We start from the raw sequence: 16804 nt of genomic DNA, 5'->3' as shown, positions 1-16804 counted from the left end.
ACACGCATGGAATGGGCCCCGCGGGGGGCGGAGGACAGAAGGAGCGCCCGATGCAGTTCGGCATCTTCACGGTCAGCGACATCACGACCGACCCCACGACCGGACGGACCCCGTCGGAGTCCGAAAAAATCCGGGCAACCCTCGCGATCGCGCTGAAGGCCGAGGAGATCGGCCTCGACGTCTTCGCCCTCGGCGAGCACCACAATCCGCCGTTCTGGTCCTCCTCTCCCACGACCACGCTCGGCTACCTCGCCGCGAAGACCGAGCAGATCCAGCTCTCGACCGCGATGGCGCTGATCACGACGAACGACCCGGTGAAGCTCGCCGAGGACTACGCCATGCTCCAGCACCTCGCCGAAGGCCGCGTCGACCTGATGCTCGGCCGCGGCAACACCGGCCCCGTCTACCCGTGGTTCGGCAAAGACATCCGCCGCGGCATCGAGCTGACCATCGAGAACTACGACCTGCTGCACCGCCTCTGGCGGGAGGACTACGTCGACTGGGAGGGCCAGTTCCGCACACCCCTCCAAGGATTCCAGTCGACCCCGCGCCCCCTCGACGGCGTCGCGCCGTTCGTCTGGCACGGCTCGATCCGCTCCCCCCAGATCGCGGAGCAGGCCGCCTACTACGGCGACGGCTTCTTCGCGAACCACATCTTCTGGCCCGCCTCGCACACCCAGAAGATGGTGCAGCTCTACCGTCAGCGCTTCGAGCACTACGGCCACGGCACCGCCGACCAGGCGATCGTCGGGCTCGGCGGGCAGATCTTCCTGGCTCAGAACTCCCAGGACGCTCTCTCGCAGTTCCGCCCCTACTTCGACAACGCACCCGTCTACGGCCACGGCCCCTCGCTCGAGGACTTCACCGAGCAAACCCCGCTCACCGTCGGCTCCCCGCAGCAGATCATCGACCGCACCCTCGGCTTCCGAGAGTACGTCGGCGACTACCAGCGCCAGCTGTTCCTGATGGACCACGCGGGACTTCCGCTGAAGACCGTCCTCGAGCAGATGGACATGCTCGGCGAGATCCTCCCCGCTCTGCGCACCGGATTCGCCGAAAACCGCCCCGCGCATGTGCCGGACGCCCCCACCCACTCCTCCCTCGTGGCCGCGCGCGAGGCGCAGCCCGAGCCCGTCACCGTCTAACCAGGAGCCCCGCATGGACACCCGCAGGATCACCGTCCTCTCGGCCGGCCTCAGCCAGCCGTCCTCAACCCGTCTGCTCGCCGACCGCCTGGCCGACGCCGCCGAGTCCGCCCTCGTCGAGCAGGGCTTCGCCGTCGAGCGCAGCATCGTGGAGCTGCGCGACCTCGCGCACGACGTTACGAACAATCTCCTCACCGGTTTCGCGAGCCCGGCGCTGCAGACCGCGCTGGACGCCGTCGCCGGCGCCGACGGGCTGATCGCCGTGACGCCGATCTTCACCACCAGCTACAGCGGGCTCTTCAAGTCGTTCGTCGACGTGCTCGATACGGAGGCGCTGCGCGGCCTACCCGTGCTGCTTGCCGCCACGGGCGGATCGCCCCGCCACTCCCTCGCCGTCGACTACGCGATGCGTCCGCTGTTCAGCTACCTGCACGCGGCTCCGCTGGCGACCACCGTGTTCGCGGCGACGGACGACTGGGGCGGCGCGACCGAGGATGGACGGGCTCTGCCCTCGCGCATCGAGCGCGCCGGACGTGAGCTGGCGACCGAGGCCGCCCGCTCCTCCCGCTCCGGAACGGCGCACGACCCGTGGGCGCTCGACGGCTCCTTCGAGGGGATGCTCGGTCGCCGCAGCTGAGCATCCGACTCAGCGCCGCTCCTCCGCGGACCCGCTCCGACCGACCCGGGCCCGAAGGTCCGCGGGTCGGCGGTCCCCGTCCGAGACCAGGGGTGTCAATCCCCCTGTCACACCGCCCGGGCCGGTACGGAGCCGCGGTACGGTCAACGCAGGCGTCCGTCCTGTGCGCCCGGAGCGCACCGTTCGAGCGGAAGGCGGGATCGCCATGAGTGCCATCGCCGCGAACGCCGCCCAGCAGAAAGTCGCGGGCCGCTACTACCTGATCGAGCGGATCGGCTCGGGTGGGATGGGCTCGGTCTATCGTGCCCGCGACGAGTCCGTGCAGCGCGATGTCGCCGTGAAGGTGTTCCGCGCGGAGGCCTCGAACCCCGAGGACGTCGCCCGCCAGGAGCGCGAGGTCCGGATGCTGAGTTCCTTCGCGCACCCCGGCATCGTGAACCTGTTCGATGCGGGCCTGCACAACTTCGGCGGTGAGGTGCGCCGCTACGTCGTGATGGAACTCGTCGCTGACCCCGCGATGGAGGCGCGGCTCGAGGCCGGCCCCCTCCCCACGGGTGAGGTCGCTGCGATCGGCACGCAACTTGCGGAGGCCCTGGCCTACCTGCACGAGCGCGGCGTCGTGCATCGAGACGTGAAGCCCGCGAACATCCTGGTCAGCGACGTCGCGTCCAGCGGCTACGACCGCACGGCCAAGCTCACCGACTTCGGTGTTGCCCGTTTCATGGACGGATCGCGCTTGACCAGCGACGGCGTTGTGATCGGCACCGCGAGCTTCGTCAGCCCGGAGCAGGTCGCCGGCGAGCCGATCAGCGGAGCGAGCGACGTCTTCTCGCTCGGCCTGGTCCTCTTGGAGGCGCTGACCGGGCACCGCGAGTACTCGGGAACGGTCCTGGAGGCGGCGATCGCCCGCCTGCATCGGAGCCCCTCTGTGCCGGACGCGCTGCCCGCGGAGTGGCGGACGCTACTGTCCTCGATGACGCAGCGCGATCCGGATCAGCGGCCGACCGCCGACGAGGTGGCGCACAGCCTGCGCGGGGGAATGGCGGCGGGATCCGGTCCAGCTGCTTCGGACTCGCGCTCGGCGCGGATGCGGCGCTCGGTGATCATCGGCTTGAGCGTGGTGGGCGTCAGCGCGATCGCGGCGCTCTCGTGGATGCTGGGAGCGCTGGCCGGGCGCTGACTGCTGCTGCGCCGCGGGCGGGGTCCGTGCGGTGTGCAGGGGGCCGTGCCGTGTGCAGGGGGCCGTGCGATGTGCAGGGGGCCGTGCCGTGTGCAGGGGGCCGTTCGGTCTGCAGGGGCTACTCGGCGGAGAGCGCTTTCTTCCGCATGTCACGCCTCCGGAGCGACGGATCCCCTGCGAATCGGACGGTGGGGTCCAGGAGGGAAACCTACGCCTCGCCGGGGAGCGCGGGGCGCAAAACAATCCGGGTCCAAGCGCCCACGTAGATCCGATCCCCCTCCTGCACTTCACGCCGCTGGCCGGTCGGGATCGGCGTCTGTGGGAGGGGCGCGCCGGCCCCCGCGAGGTAGGTCCCGTTCGCCGATTGCAGGTCCTCGACCCACCAGCGGTAGCCGTCGGTGCTCAGCTGGCAGTGCCGGCGCGAGACTCCGGAGTCGGAGCCGCAGTCGACCTGCGGCGAGATGCCGCGCGAGACGGAGGGCCGGCCCACCAGCAGGGTGCGCTCGCGCAGGACGACGGTCGCGGGCGGTCCGGGTGAGGGCATCGGATCGTCGGCACGCTGCTCGGCGTACCACTCCGGGTCGACCCAGAGCTCGGCGATCCACGGGCGGTCGGGGTCGGCGGAGCCAGCTGCGCGGGCGGACCCGGTCGCCGGCCCGGACGCGGCCTCCTCCTCCGGCGGTGCCGTCTGCGGAATCACCTCGGTCGGCGCAGCGGCGACCGAAGCAGCACGCGGAGCAGCAGCCGGGGCAGCGGCACCACCACGCGACGCAGCAGGCGCCGAGCCGGCCGGCGGCACCGTCGCGACCGGCGTGTCGAAGCCCGCCTCCTGCTCCGAAACCAGCTCGGTCGCAGCCGCGGAGTCGACCCCCGGGGCGGGGGCCTCACCCGGGTGCTCGGCGGGGTCGCCGCCCGGTGTCGTCGATCCGCCGTCCTCGCCCGGCGCGCGCACGGCGCCCGAGGCGGTGAACGGATCGGCCTCGGGCAGGGAGCCGGTGGTGAAGTCGTAGCCGCAGTTCTCACAGAACAGCGCGCCGGCGTCGTTCGGGAACGAGCAGTGCGGGCAGACCGACGGCCCGGTCGGGATCATCCTGGTCGGCGCGGCAGGAGCGGGAGGCGTGACCGGCGCGGCTCCGATGGGCGCCCCGCAGACGTCGCAGTAGTCGCCCGATTCCGAGGTGTGCCCCTCGGGGCAGCGGAAACTCACTTGCGCACCCGCGTGGTTTTGGTCGACGCGGTGTCCAGCGCCATCTCGTCGAGGCGATCGACGCCGCGCTTGAGCCGCACCGTCCCCTCGTTCGGGTTGTCGATGTCGACGACCTTACGCAGCTTCGCGGTCGCCTCGTCGTTCCCCGTGACGGAGGCGAGCTGCACGGCACGGCCGAGCTTCACCGTCGCGGTCGCCTCGTCGCCCCGGGCTTTCGCCGCGAGTCCGTCCTGGATCGCGGAGGCGAGCTCGGTCTGGCCGGTGTAGTGCGCGACAGCCGGGTCGATGCGGGCGGTCAGGGCGGAGTCGTCGGTCCAGCGGGCCTTCACGAGGGCGGAAGCGACCACCTGGTCACGGACGCTGAGCTGCACCCGCGCGGCCAGCTGCTCCGCACCAACGGGCTTGGACGCGACCCGGACGGCCACATGATACTCCCGCGACTCATCGCCCCAGGCGCCGGTCGGGTAGGCCCCGGTGAGCGGATTCACGGCGGAGCGCCGGACGCTGAGGTCCTCGAGGTTCGGCGCGACCTGGCGCACGAAGAGCAGCTGCGCACCCTGCGGCGTCCAGACCCGCAGCTCGCCGTTGGCGACTCCGCGGCCCATCGACGCCCGCATCAGCGTCTCGAAGTCGGCGGCCAGGTCGGCCGGGTTCGCGATCAGGCCCACGGTACCCAGCAGGGCGCTCGCGATGGTGCGCGCCTCCTCGACAATCCAGCGGGAGCCGACGCCGCGCACGTCGCACTGAAAGTCGCCCGACGCCGCGCGGATCGCCGCGTCGAGCTGCATCCGCGACTCGTGCTCGTTCTTGCCGTCCGTGAGCAGGATCGCGTGCCGCTGGGTCACCTCCGGAACCGTCGCGAACAGCTGGCGGGCGAGCGTCAGCCAGGTGCCCATCGCGGTACCGCCGTCGGCCTGGAGGTAGCCGATCGCCTCCTTCGCCGCGGCACGCGCACCCGGCTCCATGCGCACCATCGACACCGTGGCGTTGGGGTAGGGGAAGGCGCGGTCGGCGCGCTCGGAGCCGGCGACGATCGCGAAGAATGTGCCGTCGAGGATCTGGTCGACGGCCACAGCGGCGGCGCGCTTGGCGGCCGTCAGGTTCTCGCCGGTCATCGATCCGGAGCAGTCGACGATGATGATCTCGGCCGCGGCACCGTCGGATCCGGCGGCTCCCGTGCCGGACGCGGTCACCGTGACGATGGCGTGCACGTCAGTCGCGCCGTCCGACAGGAACTCGTTCTGGAAAACCGTCGCGTTGAACTCCGCCATTCGGGCAGTTTACGGGGAGCGCCGACCCGCGCGTCCCTCCGGCGTCGAGGATCGGCCGGGCACGTCGGGCACGGGCGCGAGGCGGTAGGACCTGCCCGACGGCGGGGCGCGAGGAGGCGAGAGAATCGGCGGCTTGGAGTAAGCAGGAGAGCGGATGCGGTCCTGCACGCCGGTCGAGGAGCGCATCGACCACGCCGCACGGAACCTGCTCGCGCAGTCCCGCCACGGGCCGGTGAGCCTCCCTGATCGAGTCCTCGTCTTCGGGACCAAGCAGGCCTGAGCCTGCTGTGTTCGGAGCCGCGCTCTGTCTGCATAGCACGATGGTCTACCGGGTCAACCGAGGAACGCACCGGATGCCGGTGCTCGTGGCGTTCGCACTGATCGCGCTCGTCATCTGAATCGCCGAGAACAGTGCGGCCTCGGCGGGAGCCTGGCTCTACCCCAGGTCGACGGCTGGCAGCCCGTGTCGGAGTCCACGTTGGTCTCCTGGTTCCTGCTGATGACCGTCTCCGTCGTGCTCGTGACGCTCGTCCACCCGCCGCGCGCCGGATGCTGCCGTGCCCCTCGACGCCCGGGGGCAGACCACGGGCGCCCGACGGCCGAGTGCCCCCCGTCCGGGTTCAACGGCCGATGACGCAGTCGAGGATTCCGCCGCACGACCAGGGACGCAGCGATCGTGGCGCGCGCCATCCTTGCCGGATTTGACGTCTTGTCTCCGGTACAAAACAGGGAAGAGGGATACAGTGCGGAGCCGACCCGCCGTGCCGGGTCCCAGGCACCTCATCGATCGGGCACCATCGCTGCGGCCCTCCGAACAGAATCGGCTGCTTTCCATGCCAGAACACCTCGACAGCACCCAGGGACGTCTCGAGGGCACCTCCGGTGCTCTGAGCCCTCGGGCAGACCGGCGACCCACCGTCTCGGTGGTGATCCCCGCGTTCGATGAGGAGGCGATCATCGCCCGCTGCCTCGAGGCGCTCGCGGGTCAGAGCGATCCGGCCGATGAGATCATCGTGGTCGACAACGGCAGTCGCGACGCGACGCTCGCGGTCGTCGCTCGGTTCGGCCGGGTCCGGGTCGTGCACGAACCGCGACGTGGCGTCGGCAACGCTCGCTCGAGCGGTTTCGACGCTGCTCGAGGTGACATCATCGCTCGGATCGACGCCGACTCGCTCGTGCGCGCCGACTGGGTCGAGAGCATCCGCACGATCTTCGCGACCGAGGACGTCGACGGGATCGGCGGGGGCGCCGCGATCGCCGAGCTCTCCCCCGGCGACCGGTTCTGGTTCAGCTGCTGGTACCGGGGCTTCCGAGCCTGGCACCAGCGCAGTATCGGGGTGCGGCCCATGCTGTACGGCTTCAACAGTGCGTTCCGCCGCGACGCGTGGCTCACGGCCCGGCCCCTGGTCGGCGCCGACGACGAGGGGATCAGTGAGGACGTGGATGTCACCATCGCCCTCCTGCGCACCGGTCACTCCCTCCGCTACGCACCGACGGCGATGGTGAAGGCACGCCTGTTCCGCTCGATCGACCGCGACAAGCTGTCCCGCTACTACCGCACCGACACGCTGACCCTCGTGCGGCACGGCTACGGCAATCCGGCGCGGCGGCGCAAGGGCGCTGCGACGCAGGCGGCCGCGGCACCCGCCTCCGCGACGTCCGCAACGGATCCGTCGCCTCGATGAGCGAGGGTGTGAGCACGATGCCCGCCGCGGTCGTTCCCCACCGACACTGGTACCAGTCCCCGCGCTTCTGGCTGAGCGCAGCGACGGCCGCCATCGTCGCAGTGATCGTCTGGAGCGCCTGGCCCACCGTGGTCGACGCGGTGGGAAACCTGCGCCGGATCAACCTGTGGATCCTGGTGCTGCTGGTGCCTCTGCAGCTCGCGAGCTTCGCCGCAACGGGCGAGGTCCTGTTCTCCTTCCTCCGCTCCCAGGGCGAGATCTCGCGGGTGGGTCCTCTCACGGCCATGCGGATGTCGCTCGAATTCAACTTTGCGAACCACATGCTGCCGGCCGGCGGCTCGGCGGGAATCGCCTACACCGCGTGGAAGCTGAACACGCTCGGCGTGCCGGTGAGCCGCGCCACGTTCGCCCAGCTCGTTCGCTTCGCCGTGACCTTCGCCTCCTTCCTCCTCCTGCTCCTCGTGGCGACCGGCTCGCTCCTGCTCTCGGGCGATCCAGCGCCGGGAGTGCTGTGGCTCGCCGCCCTCATCGGCGGCCTCGCGATCGGCGCCACGGTCGCGGGCCTGGTGCTGCTGCGCCGCCGCCGCCTGCTGCATCGGTTCGCCGGATTCATCGCCTGCGCGGCCGATCGCGGCTTGCGGCTCATCCGACGCCGTTCGAGGATCGACACGGTGGCGCTGGTGCGGTTCTTCGACGGGTTGCACCTCGAACTGCGTCACGTCCTGAGTCGGCCGCGCGCCCTCATCGCTCCGTTCGCCTGGTCCTTCGCGGTGAACGCTCTCGATGCCGGTCTGTTCTGGGTGGCTCTCGCCGCGTTCGGGACGGCCGCCGATCCGGCACTCATCTTCGTGGCCTACGGCGTCGCCACGGTCGCCAGCATGGTCGTCGTCACTCCCAACGGAGTGGGCGGCTACGAGGTCGCGATGGTCGGAACCCTCGTCGCCGGCGGCATCGACGGTACGGTGGCGATCGCGGCGGTGGTGCTCGCGCGAGTGATCCTCCTCTTCGGAACCATCGTGTTCGGCTGGCTCTTCTACCAGCACAGCATTGCGACGGCCGGAGCGCCGCGTGTGACGGCGGCCGGTCGGCGCTGAACCGCACGGCGCATCAGCCTCGCGCCAGACCCCTGTCGAGGGTGTGGCGCCCGGTGCGCACGATCCGGCAGCCCGTCAAGGCCCGCGCGGACACCGCCGGAGCCTGAAACGCTGAGCGCGTGCCTACGTGGACCCTCGCTCTCCTCAGTGGCGCCATCGGCGGCGCCACCCTTCTGATCGGCGCCGCACTCGCCTGGTTCGTGCGCGTCCCCCCGAAGCTCACCGCCGCGATCTCAGCGTTCGGCGCAGGCGTGTTGATTTCGGCGCTCGCCTACGAGCTCGTGCAGGAGGCGGCGGAGGACGGCGGACTGCTCCCGACGATCCTGGGGACCCTCGCGGGAGCCGTGGTCTTCGTCGGCGCCGACGCGCTGCTCACACGCGCGGGGGCGGGGAATCGCACGAGCACGAGGGGATCGGGGGGCGGCGCGGGGGCGGCGATCGCTGCCGGCGCGCTCATCGATGGCATTCCGGAGTCGATCGTGCTCGGCCTCTCGGTCGCTCAGGGCGGGGCGGGAGCGGCGATCAGCGTGCCGATCGTCGCCGCGGTCGCCATCTCGAACCTGCCCGAGGGCCTCTCCTCCACCGTCGGCATGAAGATCGACGGCCGCTCGGCCCGCTACGTCTTCACCGTCTGGGGCGGGATCGCGGCACTCTCCGCGGCCGCCGCCCTGGTCGGCTTCCTGGTCTTCGCCACGGCACCGGGAGCGGTGGTGGCGTTCGTGACGACCGTCGCCGCGGGAGCGATCCTCGCGATGATCTCGAACACGATGATCCCCGAGGCGTTCGACCGCGACGACGTGCTCACAGGGCTGTACGCGGTGCTCGGTTTCGTGACGGCGTTCGCGCTGCACAGCGTCTCGTAGAACGCCGCTCGGCCTCTCCAGCGGGTGGTATGGACTTACTCAGCCCAGGATCAGAGTTCCACCGGTAGGCGCTGCCACTCTGCGGACGACGAAAGAGGAACTCGATGACTACTCACCTTCGCGCCCGGCGCCACCGGCTCGGTCGGCGATTCGGCACGCGGATACTGCTCGCCTGCATCGGCGTCTGCGCCACGCTCGGGATGCTCAGCGCGGGCGCCGCGCCGGCGGGCGCTGAGCCGGCCGACGATGGGTCGGGGAGGCCGGTCTCCGAATTCCGCGAGCAGATCCCCATCCAGGCCGGGAGCTTCATCGCAGCCGGAAAATACCGATGCACAGTCGGTGCCGTCCTCGTTTCGACGAGTTTCTACGCCGCGGTGTCTCCCAAGGCAAAGGCGACCCGCTACATCGTCACGGCGGGGCACTGCGGCAACGTGGGCGACCCGATCAGGGTGAACCTCCAGGGCATCATCGGCTCGGTAATCTGGAAGTCCACGATGCTGGACGTGAGCATCGCGCGGATCGACCCGATCGGCGAGAGTCACGTCGGCTGCGATCCCAGCTCATCGCTGCACCGCTGCACCGTGGCCACTTCCTACATGCCGCGAGCAATCGGCAGGATCTTCCTGTTCGATCACTTCGGGCGCTACGCGAGCCTGCCCGTGATCGGGATGGGGGTCCCCAGCGTCAACGAAGTCTTCTGCACGAGCGGTGCCCGGACCGGCGTGAACTGCAGCTGGGGAGTCGCGCGTCTGCCTCCGGCTGCCCCCATCTTCGTCCTGGGCGCGAGGACCTTCCGCAATCAGGTCCTCGTTGGTGACTCCGGGGGGCCGGTGGCGGGCCGGGATGGCCGCCTGTACGGAATCGTCAGTGAAGGTCTGAATTGGAACGATTCCGACCCCGACTTGATGACCTACGTCCCGATCAGCCGCATTCTGGAAGAACAGCGCGGCTACGCCCTCGCTCCGGTCACCTGACGCGACGACGGTCACCTGACGCGACGACCGGCGTCCCGCCGAGTCGGGCGGGATCCTCAACCACTGAAGGCGGTGAGAGCGTCGTCGAGGACGGCGAGGCCGCGGGCAATCTCAGCGGGGGTAATCACGGCCGGCGGAACCACATGGATCCGATTGTCGGCGGTGAAGGGCAGGAGGCCGCGGGCGAGCAAGTCGGCCTTGAGGCGGGCAACGGCCGCGGTCGGCAGCGGGGTGCGCGCGGCCCGATCGGTGACGAGTTCGAGCGCCCAGAAAACCCCGGAGCCGCGGACCTCACCGATCAGATCGTGCTTCGCCTCAAGGGCGGCCAGGCCGGGCGCGAGATGCTCGGAGCCGATGGTCCGCGCGTTCTCGACGATGCCCTCCTCCGCCATCGCCTCGAGCGTCGCGACGACGCTGGCCGCGGCGAGCGGATGGCCGGAGTAGGTCAGGCCGCCGGGGAAGACGCGCTCGTCGAAGTGGTGGGCGATCGGATCCGAGATGACAACGCCTCCGATCGGGACGTAGCCCGAGTTGACACCCTTCGCGAAGGTGATGAGGTCGGGGCGCACATCGAATGCGTCGAAGGCGAACCACTCCCCCGTGCGGCCGAAGCCGGCCATGACCTCGTCGAGGATCAGCTGGATGCCGTACCGGTCGGCGATCTCGCGCACACCGGCGAGGTAGCCGGCCGGCGGAGTGAGCACGCCCGCGGTGCCGGGGATGGTCTCCAGCAGGAACGCGGCGATCGACTCCGACCCCTCGGCCTGGACGATGCGCTCGAGGTGGTGCAGCGCCCGCTCGCACTCCTGCTCGGGCGTCTCGGCCCAGAATTCGCTGCGATAGAGGTATGGGCCGAAGGCATGCACATGACCGCGGGCGTATTCGTTGGGGATGCGCCGCCAGTCGCCGGTCGAGACGATCGCCGCTCCGGTGTTGCCGTGGTATGAGCGGTAGAGCGAGACGACCTTGTCGCGGCCGGTGAAGAGGCGGGCCATCCGGATCGCGTTCTCGTTCGCGTCCGCTCCGCCGTTAGTGAAGAAGACCTTTTCCATACCCTCCGGCGCCCGTTCGGTGATCAGGCGCGCCGCCTCTGCCCGAGTCTCGTTCGCGGAGGCGGGGCCGACGGTGGTGAGGATGCCGGCCTGCTCCTGGATCGCCGCAACGACCCTGGGATGCTGGTAGCCGATCGTGACATTCACCAGCTGGCTCGAGAAGTCGAGGTAGCGGGTGCCGTCGACATCCCAGACCTCGGCGCCGAGGCCGCCCGCGATCGGCAGCGGATTCAGCGCACCCTGGGCCGACCAGGAGTGGAGCACGCGGGACCGGTCGGCAGCGGTCACCGAGGCGTTGTCGCGAACGGCGGGAAGGGGCGAGGACATCATGGAGTCCATCGTGCCGCGACCGGTGCGCCTTCGCGCGGGCGGATCCGTCGACGCGCCGCCTCCAACCTGGCCGGAACGTCGAGGCGTGTGCGGATCTCCTCAGAGCCGAGCCGTGTCTCTCTCGACTCGCGCTGGCACTCTCTGTGCATGGATGGTCCCCACGGCCTGACCGGGAACGGCTCGGTCGTGCCCTTCCCGCCACTCGCTCCACGACTCTCACGAGGAGATGCCTTGACCGCCTATCTCTCGCTGCGCCACAGGCTCGGACGACGGCCCCGAAAGCGGAGGCGAATCGTTCTCGCGTCGCTCGCGGTCGCCGTCGCGCTGATCGGCGCAGGAACAGCGCCCGCGAACGCCATCTCGGAGTTCCGCGAGCAGACCCCCCTCCAGGCCGGGAGCCGGGTGGAGCTACCGCACTCGTACTGCACCGTGGGTGCCGTTCTCCGCTCGACGAGCTGGTACTCCGCGCTAGCGCCCGGGATCAGGAACACCCGATACGTCGTTCTGGCCGGGCACTGCGGGAACGAGGGTGATTCCGTCAGCGTGGCTGATCAGGGCGAGATTGGGAAGGTGATCTGGGAATCGGGCACCTCCGATCTCGAAATCGCCAGAATCGACCCGATATCCCGAACCAACTGGAACTGCGGAACTGGCTCGATGATCCGCCACTGCGACCCGTACACTACATACACCCCTCGCGCCATCGGCAACATTTTCCTCCGCGACCACACAGGGCGGTACGTGAGCATGCCCCTCGACGGCACAGGAGTCCCGGGCGAGAACGAAGTCTTCTGCACCAGCGGAGCGGTGTCCGGCGTGAACTGCACCTGGGGTATCGCTCCGCTCCCGCCGCGCTCGCCACCCTTTCTGTTCGCAGCGACGACGTGGACGGCGTCGACCGTCAGCGGCGACTCGGGCGGACCGGTAGCAAGCCGGGGCGGACGGCTCTACGGAATCATCACCGATGGCGCCCTGCCGGCCAGCTCACGACCCGACCTGATGGCGTACGTCCCGATCTCGCGCCTCTTCGAGGAACAGCGCGGCTACATGCTCGCGCCTCCCGGCTAAGCCAGCTGCGCGCCCGTCGGCACCACACCGGACGTGAGGACGCTATGGCCTCCGCCGGTGCGGAGCCCTCGCGTGCGGATCTCCTCATCCAGGGCGCGCCCGCTTCTCGGCGGCCGCTGCCATCCTCCCCCTGGCCCGCCGCCACCCGAGAACGGACTGTCATGACCCTCACCACCCCCAGCGGAGCGCGCACCGCGCTCCGCTCCCTCGCAATCGGAACCGTCCTCGCGGCGACCGCTGCCTTGGTTCCGGCCGGCGCCGCCATTGCCGCGCCGGCTCCACAGGTCTCGCTCCTCGCCCTGGGCGACTCGACCACCCGAGCATTCACCGCCTGCGGATCCTTCACGGACTGCCCCGAACGCAGCTGGTCGACAGGAAGTTTCCCTGCCGTCGACTCCTTCGCCCAGCGTCTGCAAGCCTCTCGCCCGTGGGTGACGGTCAGCACCGCCAACTTCGCGCAGAGCGGCAACACCGTCGCTCAGGTCCCAGCGCGAGTCGCGGCCGCGGTCTCGGCGGGCGTGCATCCGAATGTCGTCACGCTCCTCGTCGGCGGCAACGACCTCTGCGGCCCGAATGTGCCGGTGGCGAGCGACGGCTACCCGATGACTCCGGTCGACACCTTCCGCCAGGGCGTGGACGCCGCGATGAGCGCGATCCGCAGCTCGTGGCCGACGGCCGGGATCGTCCTCGCATCGGTGCCGGACAATGCCTCGCAGTGGCGGTCCGTTCGCGGGACTTCCGGCGCTGGGCTCTGGGCCTCAGCCGGACTCTGCCGCACCACCCGCGGAGTCAGCGCGACAGGCACCCCCCTGAGCCCGGCGGCGGCGGCGGCCTCGGTCGCCGCTGCGGCGAAGCGCCTTAAGGACTTCGACGCGGTCCTCGAGAACGCGTGCGACGCCCAGGGCTCGCAATGCCGCTGGGACGGCGGTGCGCTCAGCAGGCTGGACTTCACGCCCGACCTGCTCAGCACCGTCGACCACTTCCACCCCAGCGTCGCCGGGCAGGCGAGGATCGCCGAGGTGGAGTGGAACGCGTCCTCGTTGGCGACGGGCTGAGCGAAACCCGGTGTGCGCGGCACAACGTCAGCTGTGGGTAGGTCTCATCGACGATGGTGGATGACGGGTGCTCGCAGCTGACGTTGTGCGGCGCCGACGCACGCGGGCGGGCGGCTCCGCGCTGCTGCGCAGGCGAGCGGGCCGCGCTCCGGCCGGATCCGGCGCGACCCTGCACCTACGCTGGACAAGTCGTCGAAGGGAGCCGCGCATGCCCGCGACCGTCCGCGATCTGCTGGCCGAGCCGGCCTTCCGCCTCCGGATACTCGCGGGAGTGCACGACGAGGCCGTCCTCGACGCCCCTCTGAGCTGGGCGCACTCCTCCGACCTCGTCGACCCGACGCCCTGGCTCGAATCGGGGCAGTTGCTCCTCACCGACGGCGTCCACTTCACCGGACACGACGGCGTCGAGTTCTCGGAGGAGTACGTCGCCCGCCTGCGCGGCCGCGGCATCCGTGCGCTCGGCTTCGCCACGCGGATCGTGCACGACGAGGTGCCCGCCGCGCTGATCGCGGCCTGCGAGCGTCAGGGCCTGCCGCTACTGGAGGTGGCGGAGCTCACGCCGTTCATGGGGATCATCCGTTTCGTCGCCGACGTGATCTCGCGCGAGCAGCGTGAGCGGCTGGAATGGTCATTGGAGGCGCAACGCCGGGTCGCCCATGCAGCGCTGCGACCGGACGGGCTCGGGGCGATCCTCACCGAACTCGAGCGTCAGTTGGGGTGCTGGGTCGCCCTGTACGACGCCGCGGGTCACAGGGTGCACCTGCCCACGCGGCTCGCCGTGCCTGCGGAGGAGTCGATCGCCGCGGCCGCGAGGCACGCGCTCAGCCGAGGCAGCCGCGCGGGGCTCCGGCTGGACGACGGGGGCGGCGTGACGCTGCAGACGATCGGGCGCCGCGACCATCTGCGCGGGGTGCTCGCGGTGGGCACGGGCACGCCGCTGGATCCGGCGGGTAACGACCTGGTCGCGAGCGTCATCGCGCTGGCGAGCATCGCCCTGGAGCAGCGGCGCGCCCTCGACTCCTCCCGCCGACAACTGCAATCGGGACTGCTGGAGCTGCTGGCCGCGGGCGCGTTCGACGTCGCCGAGAGCACGGCACGGCGGCTCGGGAGAGCGCTGCCGGCCGAGCCGGTGCGAGTGGTCGTGCTGAGCGCGCCGGTGCAGGGCGACTCGCTCCTCGACGAGCTGGAGGTCGTGGCGGAGGAGGAGGACGCGACGCTGTTCTTCGCGGAGCGGGACGGGTCACTCGTCGCCATGACGGCCGCCGACAAGCTCGACCCGCTGACTGCGGTCCTCCAGCGGCACGGAGCGACGGGCGGCGCCTCCGCTCCGCTGGGCTGGGCCGACCTCGACCGGGGCATCGCGGAGGCTCGGCGCGCGGCGGAACGGACGGGAGGACCACTGACCCGCTTCGAGGACGTCGCCGCCGAGGGGATGCTCGGGCTGCTCGCCGCGTCCGGCGCCGAACCGCTCGCCCGCCGGATGCTCGCGCCGCTGCTGAGCCCCGACGGCGCGGTACTGCTCGAGAGCGCCCGGGCATGGCTGCGCCGCAACGGCGCCTGGGAGCCGGCGGCGCGGGACCTTGGCGTGCACCGGCACACGCTCCGCAACCGCATCACTGCCGTGGAGCGCGCCCTCGGCCTCGACCTCGACGACGTGTCCGCCCGCACGGAACTCTGGACGGCGCTGCGGCTGATCCACTAGGACTGCCGCGGGAAGCCGAGGTCGATGCCGCCGTGGGAGGGGTCGAGCCACCGGCTCGTGATGGCCTTCTGCTGGGTGAAGAAGCGGACGCCCTCGGCGCCGTGAGCCTTGGTGTCGCCGAACAGAGACGCCTTCCAGCCGCCGAACGAGAACGTCGCGACCGGCACCGGGATGGGGACGTTGATGCCGATCATTCCGACCTCGACCTCGTTCTGGAAACGGCGGGCCGCTCCTCCGTCGTTGGTGAAGATCGCCGTGCCGTTGCCGAAGGCGCCGGCATTGATGAGCGCGACGCCCTCCTCGTAGGACGCGACGCGGACGATCGAGAGGACCGGTCCGAAGATCTCCTCGGTGTAGGCGCGGGACGTCGTCGGCACGCGGTCGAGGAGGGTCGGGCCGAGCCAGAAGCCGTTCGCGTCGCCGTCGACCTCGATGCCGCGGCCGTCGATGACCACCTCGGCTCCGTCCTCCTGGGCGATCGCTATGTAGGAGGCGACCTTGTCGCGGTGCGCCTCGGTGATGAGCGGCCCCATATCGCAGCCTCGACGGCCGTCGCCGGTGCGAAGGGTCGCGGCCCGCTCCCGGATCTTCTCGATCAGCTCATCCGCCACGGGTTCGACCGCGACGACGACCGAGATCGCCATGCACCGCTCCCCCGCTGAGCCGAAACCGGCGTTGATCGCGGAGTCGGCGACGAGATCGAGATCGGCGTCCGGGAGGACCAGCATGTGGTTCTTCGCCCCGCCGAGCGCCTGCACCCGCTTCCCATGCCGAGTGCCGGTCTCGTAGACGTACTGGGCGATCGGCGTCGACCCGACGAACGAGATCGAGCGGACGTCCGGGTGCTCGAGCAGTCCATCGACGGCGACCTGGTCGCCGTTCAGCACGGTGTAGACGCCGTCGGGGAGGCCTGCTTCCTTCCAGAGCGCGCCGAGCCACAGCGCAGGTGACGGGTCCTTCTCGGAGGGCTTCACCACCACGGTGTTGCCGGCGGCGATCGCGATCGGGAAGAACCACATCGGCACCATCGCGGGGAAGTTGAACGGGCTGATGATCCCGACGACGCCGAGAGGCTGCTTCACCGAGTAGACATCGACGCCCGTGGAGACCTGCTCGGAGTACTCGCCCTTGAGGTGGTGGGCCAGGCCGGTCGCGAACTCCACGACCTCCTGCCCGCGGGCGATCTCGCCGAGTGCATCCGAGACGACCTTGCCGTGCTCCGAGGTGATCAGCTCGGCGAGCTCCTGCTTCCTGGAGGCGAGCAGCTCCCGGAAGCGGAAGATGATTTGCTGCCGCTTCGCGAGTGATGTGTCGCGCCAGGCGGGGAAGGCGGCCCTCGCGGAGGCGACGGCGGCGGCGACCTCGGCGCCATCGGCGAGGGCCACCTCCCTGGCCACGACTCCCAGGGCCGGGTCGTAGACGGGCGCGGTGCGGCCGGACGAGGAGGCTGAGGGGGCCCCGTCGATCCAGTGGCCGACGACGGAGAGGGCGGTGGCGGGCTCGGCGATGCTCATGGCGACGACTGTAGGGGCAGAGGGGGT

General features: G+C 70.5%; 15 protein-coding genes. 11 read left to right on the top strand and 4 right to left on the bottom strand.

Annotated features, from left to right (window positions below; genetic code table 11):
- Positions 1-50: 50 nt before the first annotated feature.
- The 3 genes from C1O28_RS01095 (at position 51) to C1O28_RS01085 (ending at position 2962) form a co-directional block, all read left to right on the top strand.
- Positions 51-1145, top strand: coding sequence for an LLM class flavin-dependent oxidoreductase (locus C1O28_RS01095; protein WP_097166290.1), 1095 nt, complete (start codon positions 51-53; stop codon positions 1143-1145).
- Positions 1146-1158: 13 nt separating this feature from the next.
- Entirely contained in the window at positions 1159-1782 is a 624-nt protein-coding gene (locus tag C1O28_RS01090; RefSeq protein WP_097166289.1) for an FMN reductase, read from the top strand.
- Between the two features lie 205 nt (positions 1783-1987).
- Positions 1988-2962, top strand: a complete 975-nt coding sequence (locus C1O28_RS01085; protein ID WP_104275165.1) for a serine/threonine-protein kinase — start codon at positions 1988-1990, stop codon at positions 2960-2962.
- A 208-nt stretch (positions 2963-3170) separates the two neighbouring features.
- On the opposite strand, the gene C1O28_RS14960 is transcribed toward C1O28_RS01085, so the two are convergent.
- Positions 3171-4169 carry an FHA domain-containing protein gene (locus C1O28_RS14960; protein WP_164861099.1) on the bottom strand — a complete coding sequence of 333 codons (999 nt, stop codon included), beginning with the start codon at positions 4167-4169 and terminating at the stop codon, positions 3171-3173.
- Entirely contained in the window at positions 4166-5440 is a 1275-nt protein-coding gene (locus C1O28_RS01075) for a VWA domain-containing protein (RefSeq protein ID WP_097166287.1), read from the bottom strand. The genes C1O28_RS14960 and C1O28_RS01075 overlap by 4 nt, the downstream gene beginning before the upstream one ends.
- A 154-nt stretch (positions 5441-5594) precedes the next feature.
- Here C1O28_RS01075 and C1O28_RS15805 point away from each other — a divergent pair, with 154 nt between their 5' ends.
- The 5 genes from C1O28_RS15805 (at position 5595) to C1O28_RS01055 (ending at position 10056) form a co-directional block, all read left to right on the top strand.
- Positions 5595-5720: a hypothetical protein gene (locus tag C1O28_RS15805; protein ID WP_258059712.1), complete on the top strand. Its 126-nt coding sequence runs from the start codon at positions 5595-5597 to the stop codon at positions 5718-5720.
- Between the two features lie 553 nt (positions 5721-6273).
- Positions 6274-7125 carry a glycosyltransferase family 2 protein gene (locus C1O28_RS01070; protein WP_097166286.1) on the top strand — a complete coding sequence of 284 codons (852 nt, stop codon included), beginning with the start codon at positions 6274-6276 and terminating at the stop codon, positions 7123-7125.
- Positions 7122-8219 (top strand): lysylphosphatidylglycerol synthase transmembrane domain-containing protein, encoded by a 1098-nt coding sequence (locus C1O28_RS01065; RefSeq protein WP_097166285.1) that lies wholly within the window; start codon positions 7122-7124, stop codon positions 8217-8219. The genes C1O28_RS01070 and C1O28_RS01065 overlap by 4 nt, the downstream gene beginning before the upstream one ends.
- 119 nt (positions 8220-8338) lie before the next feature.
- On the top strand, positions 8339-9082 hold the full coding sequence (locus tag C1O28_RS01060; RefSeq protein ID WP_097166284.1) for a ZIP family metal transporter: 744 nt from the start codon (positions 8339-8341) through the stop codon (positions 9080-9082).
- A gap of 200 nt (positions 9083-9282) precedes the next feature.
- Positions 9283-10056, top strand: coding sequence for a chymotrypsin family serine protease (locus tag C1O28_RS01055; RefSeq protein WP_127821390.1), 774 nt, complete (start codon positions 9283-9285; stop codon positions 10054-10056).
- 56 nt (positions 10057-10112) lie between these two features.
- Here the strand turns inward: C1O28_RS01055 and C1O28_RS01050 are convergent, their stop codons facing one another.
- Complete coding sequence (locus C1O28_RS01050; protein WP_097166409.1) at positions 10113-11438, bottom strand: aspartate aminotransferase family protein; 1326 nt, start codon at positions 11436-11438, stop codon at positions 10113-10115.
- A gap of 231 nt (positions 11439-11669) precedes the next feature.
- Between C1O28_RS01050 and C1O28_RS01045 the strand changes: the two genes are divergently transcribed.
- The 3 genes from C1O28_RS01045 (at position 11670) to C1O28_RS01035 (ending at position 15263) form a co-directional block, all read left to right on the top strand.
- Complete coding sequence (locus C1O28_RS01045) at positions 11670-12506, top strand: chymotrypsin family serine protease (RefSeq protein ID WP_097166282.1); 837 nt, start codon at positions 11670-11672, stop codon at positions 12504-12506.
- A gap of 161 nt (positions 12507-12667) precedes the next feature.
- Complete coding sequence (locus tag C1O28_RS01040) at positions 12668-13561, top strand: SGNH/GDSL hydrolase family protein (protein ID WP_104248789.1); 894 nt, start codon at positions 12668-12670, stop codon at positions 13559-13561.
- 208 nt (positions 13562-13769) lie between these two features.
- Entirely contained in the window at positions 13770-15263 is a 1494-nt protein-coding gene (locus C1O28_RS01035) for a PucR family transcriptional regulator (RefSeq protein ID WP_097166280.1), read from the top strand.
- Here the strand turns inward: C1O28_RS01035 and C1O28_RS01030 are convergent.
- Positions 15260-16777, bottom strand: a complete 1518-nt coding sequence (locus C1O28_RS01030; RefSeq protein ID WP_097166279.1) for a CoA-acylating methylmalonate-semialdehyde dehydrogenase — start codon at positions 16775-16777, stop codon at positions 15260-15262. The genes C1O28_RS01035 and C1O28_RS01030 overlap by 4 nt on opposite strands.
- Positions 16778-16804: the final 27 nt, after the last annotated feature.

It is taken from the genome of Rathayibacter rathayi (genome assembly GCF_004011095.1).
Taxonomy (GTDB): Bacteria; Actinomycetota; Actinomycetes; order Actinomycetales; family Microbacteriaceae; genus Rathayibacter; species Rathayibacter rathayi.
The sequence above is the reverse complement of the archived record's forward strand: the minus strand, read 5'-3'. Positions and strand labels throughout refer to the sequence as shown.

Excerpts from the sequence above, each read along its gene's own strand:
- C1O28_RS01095 (WP_097166290.1), top strand. The coding sequence starts at position 51 with ATGCAGTTCGGCATCTTCACGGTCAGCGACATCACGACCGACCCCACG.
- C1O28_RS01090 (WP_097166289.1), top strand. The coding sequence starts at position 1,159 with ATGGACACCCGCAGGATCACCGTCCTCTCGGCCGGCCTCAGCCAGCCG.
- C1O28_RS01085 (WP_104275165.1), top strand. The coding sequence starts at position 1,988 with ATGAGTGCCATCGCCGCGAACGCCGCCCAGCAGAAAGTCGCGGGCCGC.
- C1O28_RS01075 (WP_097166287.1), bottom strand. The coding sequence starts at position 5,440 with ATGGCGGAGTTCAACGCGACGGTTTTCCAGAACGAGTTCCTGTCGGAC.
- C1O28_RS15805 (WP_258059712.1), top strand. The coding sequence starts at position 5,595 with ATGCGGTCCTGCACGCCGGTCGAGGAGCGCATCGACCACGCCGCACGG.
- C1O28_RS01070 (WP_097166286.1), top strand. The coding sequence starts at position 6,274 with ATGCCAGAACACCTCGACAGCACCCAGGGACGTCTCGAGGGCACCTCC.
- C1O28_RS01065 (WP_097166285.1), top strand. The coding sequence starts at position 7,122 with ATGAGCGAGGGTGTGAGCACGATGCCCGCCGCGGTCGTTCCCCACCGA.
- C1O28_RS01055 (WP_127821390.1), top strand. The coding sequence starts at position 9,283 with ATGCTCAGCGCGGGCGCCGCGCCGGCGGGCGCTGAGCCGGCCGACGAT.
- C1O28_RS01050 (WP_097166409.1), bottom strand. The coding sequence starts at position 11,438 with ATGATGTCCTCGCCCCTTCCCGCCGTTCGCGACAACGCCTCGGTGACC.
- C1O28_RS01040 (WP_104248789.1), top strand. The coding sequence starts at position 12,668 with ATGACCCTCACCACCCCCAGCGGAGCGCGCACCGCGCTCCGCTCCCTC.
- C1O28_RS01035 (WP_097166280.1), top strand. The coding sequence starts at position 13,770 with ATGCCCGCGACCGTCCGCGATCTGCTGGCCGAGCCGGCCTTCCGCCTC.
- C1O28_RS01030 (WP_097166279.1), bottom strand. The coding sequence starts at position 16,777 with ATGAGCATCGCCGAGCCCGCCACCGCCCTCTCCGTCGTCGGCCACTGG.